The following is a 6,922-nucleotide window of genomic DNA, read 5'->3' as shown; positions in this document are numbered from 1 at the left end:
ATTGACAAAGCGGGATGTTTAGACAGTCAGAATTAAGCTTGGCTCAATGTATAATAGAATTTGTTTTGTTTACCTATCTTATCTAGACAGTGCAAAGTTCTGGGAATAAATATTGCTAGCTAAAGCTTTCAGCTATCTATCTAAAGGTTAGAAACTTTCTCTTGAGAACTGTAGGTACTATAACCATTTTCCAGTAATACTTTCAGTCTTGAAAGCAAATCATTATTTGGGAGAACTTTGTACTCTCCAATATCTGATCTTTAAATTATTAATTATTAATTATTAATTATCTAGCAGCATTCCGCAGAAAAATTATGATAGCTAGTAATATTAAGATTTAGTAATTTTAACTTTTAACTTTATAACTTATATAATAGGGGTAGACTCATGGGGGGAGGTATTTATTTAATTCAGGATAACGACCAACTTGTGGAAATGACAGAACAAGCTTATGATTCCGAAGATCAACTACAAGAATTTCTGGAAACTTATCCTAATCTCCTAGCAGGAGATGATGATGATATAGATAGAGGTACCCCTAGACGATGGTTATTAATTTCACGGGAAGTAGCAGTATCAAAAGAAGAAGAGATGACTCAGGAATGGGCATTATCTCATTTATTTCTCGATCAAGAAGCTATTCCGACATTAGTAGAAGTAAAAGCAACTTATAATGCAGAAGCTCGTCAAAAAGTTGTAGGTCAAATGATTGATTATGCTGCTAATGCAGGAATTTATTGGCCTCTGGAATCAATTATTGCTAAGTTTGAAGTTAATTGTCGAGAAAATGGTCGTGACCCGGAACAGGTATTTGAAGAGTTTCTGGGTGAGGATGCTAATGAGGAAAAGTTTTGGCAGAAAGTTAAAACTAATCTACAGGCAGGGAAAATTCGTTTAGTATTTGTGGCAGAGGATATTCCGGCGGAAGTAAGAAGGATAGTGGAGTTCCTCAACGGACAGATGGACCCAGTAGAAATTTTAGCACTAGAAATTAAACAATATGTTAGTCAAGATGGTTTAAGAACTTTAGTTCCTAGAGTAATTGGTCAAACTACAGAAGCACAATTGAAAAAATCAAGCACGACTCGCGAAAGGAGGAGATGGGATGAGGTGTCTTTCTTTCCAGAGTTTAAAATGAGATGGGGTGCTGATGAAGCTTCAATAGTAAGAAAAATTCATAACTGGGCTAAAAATCAAGAACCTTTGGTGAAAATTCAGTGGGGTACGGGGGATGTTTATGGTGGTTTTGCAGCAATAGTTAATCAACTAGGGAGAAAAAATCTAGAGTTGTTTAGTATTGATATTTCTGGTCGTTTGGAAATTTATTCTAATAAATATAGTTCTCAACCTCCATTTAATAGTGATAGTAAATGGTTGGAATTAAGAAGTAAATTAAGTTCTATTGGTTTGGCTTTACCAGGAAATTCTGATGAGTTTAGAGCGCCTAGTTTACGTTTATCAACGTTGGAAGATGATGAGGCGTTGCAGCAAGTAATGGAAACTTTTCATTGGGTTATTGAGGAAGTTAATCAGGGTTAATTCAGTTATCATTTATCATTTATCATTTATCAGTTATCAGTTATCATTCATTAGTTATCATTTATTAGTTATTAGTTATCAGTTATCATTCATTAGTTATCATTTATTAGTTATTAGTTATTAGTTATCATTTATTAGTTATCATTTATCATTTATTAGTTATTAGTTATTAGTTATTAGTTATTAGTTATCATTTATTAGTTATTAGTTATTAGTTATTAGTTATTAGTTATTAGTTATTAGTTGCGGTCAGAAGTCATAGATAGTAACGAAGGAAGGAAGAATTAAGTAAGTATTCATGCTTTATCTCTTCTTAGCATATCGGAGTTTATAAAATTTACTTGAATAAAAAATCATGTTTGTATGCGAGTAGCACCATCTAATCATTAGAATATCACAATTTTTGTGAGGATACAACCAAAATTCTATTTTTTTTCATTAGCATATTGGAGCTGATGAAATTTACTTGAATAAAAAGTCATGTCTATATGCGAGTAGCGCCATCTAATCATTAGGATATCACAATTTTTGTGAGTATACAACCAAAATTCTAATTTTTTTCATTAGCTCTCACAGAATGAAAAAGTAAATCAAGATGATTGATCGAGTATAAATATCTGTCAAGCTACCAATTATTATATGACTTTTAATATTACAAGTTGAGGTGGGGAATGTTGGTTTGAATGTTGCTGATAAATTTTAATGTTTAGGGATTTAGTCAGCTAAAACCTAAAGTAAATTTATAGCAGATTTAATCAAGGTTTTAGTAGGGATATACTAATTCTAAATGATTTGTGAAAAAAAATTGTAGGGGTTTGGTTTCCAAACCCCTACGATAAAATATTACCGAATAATTAAGGTTTAAAGCCTTCTATTTGAAGAGAAACAATGAATTTATTTTCCTTTTAGGTAGAGGTAATTATCAATTATCAATTATCCATTATCAATTATTTAAAACCTATTTAGGATTGCTATATTACAGGCAAGATGCCTATGTTACTTTGTTTTTTGAGCTTATTTGTTATGTTAATAATATAAGGTTTTTCTATCTAGATATAAATAAGTTCAAAATAGTTATGTCTGATTCTCTTGTTGGTGAAATTCTTGGTGGTAAGTATGACATCATTACGGAACTTGGAAAAGGTGGAAGTAGTGTTGTTTATTTGGCTAAAAAGTTAAATACTCAGGAGCGTTATGCTATTAAAACACTTTCTACGGATGAAGAAAATGCAATTAAATTGTTAGAAAGAGAAACTGATACTTTAAAACGTCTCAATCATCCTCATATTGTAAAGTTTATAGATTATGGTTATGAAAAACGTCATAAATTGGTTTATTTGGTGTTGGAATATTTAGACGGTCAAGATATTAAAAGTTATTTTGATGGTGGGATTGATTTAAAAACAAAGTTGCATTTATTTTTGCAAATAATTGATGGAATTAGTCATGCTCATGGAAAGAATATTGTTCATCGGGATATTAAGCCAGATAATATTAAGGTGGTAGATATTGATGAGAAACCGCAAGCAAAAGTTTTAGATTTTGGCATAGCTATTATTACTACTACTTTGTTAACAAATACGATTAGAAGTTATCATACACCTTTATTTTCTGCGCCGGAGCAAATTAATCTTGAGGGAGTTTCTAGAGATTCGGATGTTTATTCTTTGGGGATGACTTTTTTATATTTATTATCAACTCAGTCGGAGCGAATTAGATTTCAAGATGAAAGGGATAAAACTATTCTTTATGACTCTGTTGAATTAGCTTTGGATGGTTATGAAAATTATCAAAGTTTAATAGAAGGTTTGAAAATTGCGACGAATATAGACCGTAAAAAACGTCCTAAGCTTGATGTTTTGAGAAAAGTTATTGCAGATTTTTTAGAGATATTATCTGAAACCAAAAATATAGTATTTGTGGTGACTCCTGGATTTAGAGAAAAAGTAGATAAAAGCAATAATTATCAAGGACAAGGTTTAAGAGTTAAAAGGCATATTGAGTCAGAGTTAAAAGATAATTCAGGAATCTTATATATTAAAAAACATATTCAAAAGAATCCGAAGGAAGAAAAAAAAAAATAGGCTAAATGTAGAAATTTTTCTAGAAAGTTTAGCTAAAATTTATCAAGGTTTTATTGAGTTAGATGAACCTGATTATATTGTTCTTCGTAAAGAGCTAATATCTGTCGCTCCTCAGACACAAGAAATAATTGTTGAAAATGGAGTGGAAATCAAAGTATATCCTATTGTTGAAATAGATCCAAACTTAAGGCGAAAGAGTGATTTGACTGACTTGATATACAAAATTTGGGAGAAAGAAGAAGAGGTTAAAAATGAAAGAGAAAATAATCAAGCGTTAGCAGCAACATTTGAGCAATGGCAATCTGTAATTGATATTGAAAAAGAGATTATTCAACAGCAAAAATCAACTTTCCAATATCAACAAAAATTCTATGACCAGCAAAGACAAATTGTAATTGTAACTTTAACAAAACCTATCTCTGTTGAAGATTTGGAAAAAATTACATCTCCTCCACTACCGGTAACTATTTCCACTACGAAACCATCATCTTCTAGTCGAAAAAAATCAAAGCAGTTATCTATTGGAGATATTATTGATGGGGAAAAATCTAGTAATGGAGAGTTAATTGAAAAACTACATATTAGTATTGGAGATTTTTGCCCCGATCAAATGATTGACTCTATATCAAATAGAGGAAAAATTGAAACAGATTTACAAAAAGAAGAATCTGAAATTGAAAAAAGACGTAAAGCTTTAAGAGAAATTAGATATGGTGATTCAGAAAATCCAGAATTATCTCAGGTTATTGTTAATCCTTCTGATGTTAAGTTAATTGAGCCTATATTAATTAGACCATTTTTTAATCAACAATTAGATGAGTCACAAAAAAAGGCTGTATGTAAAGCTTTAGCTACTGAGGAAATATTTTTAATTCAAGGACCTCCGGGAACTGGAAAAACTTCTGTAATTACTGAAATTATTAGGCAAATTCTCAAGCAATATCCTAACGATAAAATTTTGATTTCTTCTCAGTCTAATGTGGCAGTGGATAATGTTTTGACGAGAATTTCTGGTATGGAAAGTCAAGAAATTAAGTGTATTAGAATTGGTAGAGAGGAAAAAATAGAGGAAAGTGCTAAACAGTTTGAAGTGGAGAAGGCTATTATTAATTGGCAAAAATCTATTAGTGAAAAATCTGTTGCTTATTGGCAGGAGTATCAGGAGAAAAAGGAGCAACTTCTATCGGGGGTGAAAAAGATTTCTGAATTAGAAGAGATTAAAAATAAAAATCAAGAGTTGAACAGTTTGGCTGTCAAATTAACAAAAATAATTGCTAGACTTAATTCGGAATTGGTTATTAAACCAGAAAATTTAGCATCTATAGAATTTTCGGATATTGCTTTGGAGCTAATTTATGAAAAGCTAGAGTTAGAACAAAAAATATTGGAATCTATAGAAAAATATACTGTTAAATTTGGCATCGAATATCCGGTACAAAAACAACTTTCAGTGTGGATATATAAAGAGTCAAAATTTTTAGAGAGTCTCCTGGGCGATAATCAAGAAAATTATCATAATTTCATCAACTTGGAGAAGTTAAATAAAGAATGGAATGAAAAATTGCAGAGAAAACAACAAGATTTGATGTCTATATTTATAGATGAAATAAATGTTGTAGGGGCAACTTGTTTAGGGGTAGCGAGATTTAAAGACCGTAATTTTGATTGGGTAATAATTGATGAAGCTGCTCGCTCGACTGCACCGGAAAGTTTTGTTCCAATGTCGAAAGGTAAGAAGATTATTTTAGTGGGAGACCATCAACAGTTACCGCCAATTATTGATAGAGAAGTTCAAGAAAAAGTGTGGGATGAACAACAGATTGAAAAAAGAACTTTGGAGATAAGTTTGTTTGAGTATCTTTATGAAAAATTGCCGGATAATAATAAGATAACTCTAACTAATCAATATAGAATGCACCCAGATATTGGTAATTTAGTCAGTACATTATTTTACGAAAGCGAGGTGAAAAGTCAATTTGTTAATCTTGAGGAAAAACAACATGGTTTAACAGAATTGAAGAACAGTATTTATTGGATATCTACTAGCGATGTTCCACGGGAAAAATCTCAAGAAAAACCAGCAGGAAAAAGTTTCACTAATATTTATGAGGCTAAAGTTATTAGGGGAGTTTTGGCAGACATTCAAAATAATTGTGAGTCGAATAATTTATCAAAAGAGGTTGGCATTATTTCAGCTTATCGTTCACAAATCGGTATTTTAGAATCGACTATTGCTCCTAATAATAAGCAGTTGTGGAAAAATCTACATATTGTTATTCATACAGTTGATGCTTTTCAAGGTGGAGAAAAAGATATTATTATTTATGATTTAGTTAGAAGTAATTCTCAGAAAATGCTGGGTTTTACTTCAGATTATCGGAGGTTAAATGTTGCTTTGTCTCGTGCGAGGCAATTATTAATTATAGTAGGCAATGATAATATGGCTTATGAAGGAAAAACTCCTGGCAATATTCCTAATCAGTTTAAATATTTAATCGAATATATTGATAGTAGTAAAGTTTGTTCTCGACTTAAGTCTGGTAAATTTGTATAGTAATCTTAAATAGGTTGGAACATTTAAAAATTTGGGAAAATTCGGAAAAATGCAGCTATTAATCAAATTATTACGGCGAACTCTTGAGAGGGGTTTGGAGACCAAACCCCTACGGAGAAAAATTTGTGAAAATTGGCAAAAATGCAGTTATTAATCAAATTATTGCAGCGAATTTTTGAGAAGGGTTTGGAGACCAAAACCCTACGGAGAAAAATTTGGAAAAATTCGGAAAAATGCAGCTATTAATTAAATTATTGGAACGAACCTTTGAGAGGAGTTTGCCAACCAAACCCCTACGGAGAAAAATTTGGAAAAATTCGGAAAAATGCAGCTATTAATCAAATTATTCCAATGAAATTTTGAGAGGAGTTGCCAAACCATAACCTAGACATAGCAAAATTTGGAAAAAGTCAGAAAAATGCAGCTATTAATCAAATTATTACGACGAAATCTTCAGAAGGGTTTGGAGACCAAACCCCTACGGAGAAAAATTTGTGAAAATTGGCAAAAATGTAGTTATTAGTTAAATTATCGCAGCGAATTTTTGAGAAGGGTTTGGAGACCAAACCCCGACAGATGAAAATTTGGAAAAAGTCGGAAAAATGCAGTTATTAATCAAATTATGAAAATGAACTATTGAGGGTGGTTTGGAGACCAAACCCCTACGGAGAAAAATTTGGTAAAATTCTCAAAAATGCAGCTATTAACCAAATTATTACAACGAACCTTTCAGAGGAGTTGTCAA

At 31.3% G+C, this 6,922-nt stretch carries 3 protein-coding genes; all 3 read left to right on the top strand.

The annotated features are described in order from the left end of the window. The first annotated feature begins 387 nt into the window (after positions 1-387). The 3 genes from ACP6PK_RS09180 to ACP6PK_RS09170 all read left to right on the top strand — a co-directional run bounded on the left by ACP6PK_RS09180 (position 388) and on the right by ACP6PK_RS09170 (position 6,177). On the top strand, positions 388-1,539 hold the full coding sequence (locus ACP6PK_RS09180) for a hypothetical protein (RefSeq protein WP_426559352.1): 1,152 nt from the start codon (positions 388-390) through the stop codon (positions 1,537-1,539). 1,076 nt (positions 1,540-2,615) lie between these two features. After that, on the top strand, positions 2,616-3,623 hold the full coding sequence (locus ACP6PK_RS09175; RefSeq protein WP_426559351.1) for a serine/threonine protein kinase: 1,008 nt from the start codon (positions 2,616-2,618) through the stop codon (positions 3,621-3,623). 142 nt (positions 3,624-3,765) lie between these two features. Further along, complete coding sequence (locus tag ACP6PK_RS09170) at positions 3,766-6,177, top strand: AAA domain-containing protein (protein ID WP_426559350.1); 2,412 nt, start codon at positions 3,766-3,768, stop codon at positions 6,175-6,177. Positions 6,178-6,922 lie beyond the last annotated feature (745 nt).

Source organism: Dapis hubbardiae BLCC-M172 (genome assembly GCF_050016015.1).
Classification (GTDB): Bacteria; Cyanobacteriota; Cyanobacteriia; order Cyanobacteriales; family Microcoleaceae; genus Trichodesmium.
Note: the sequence above shows the minus strand (reverse complement) of the source record. Positions and strands in the feature narration are given on the sequence as shown.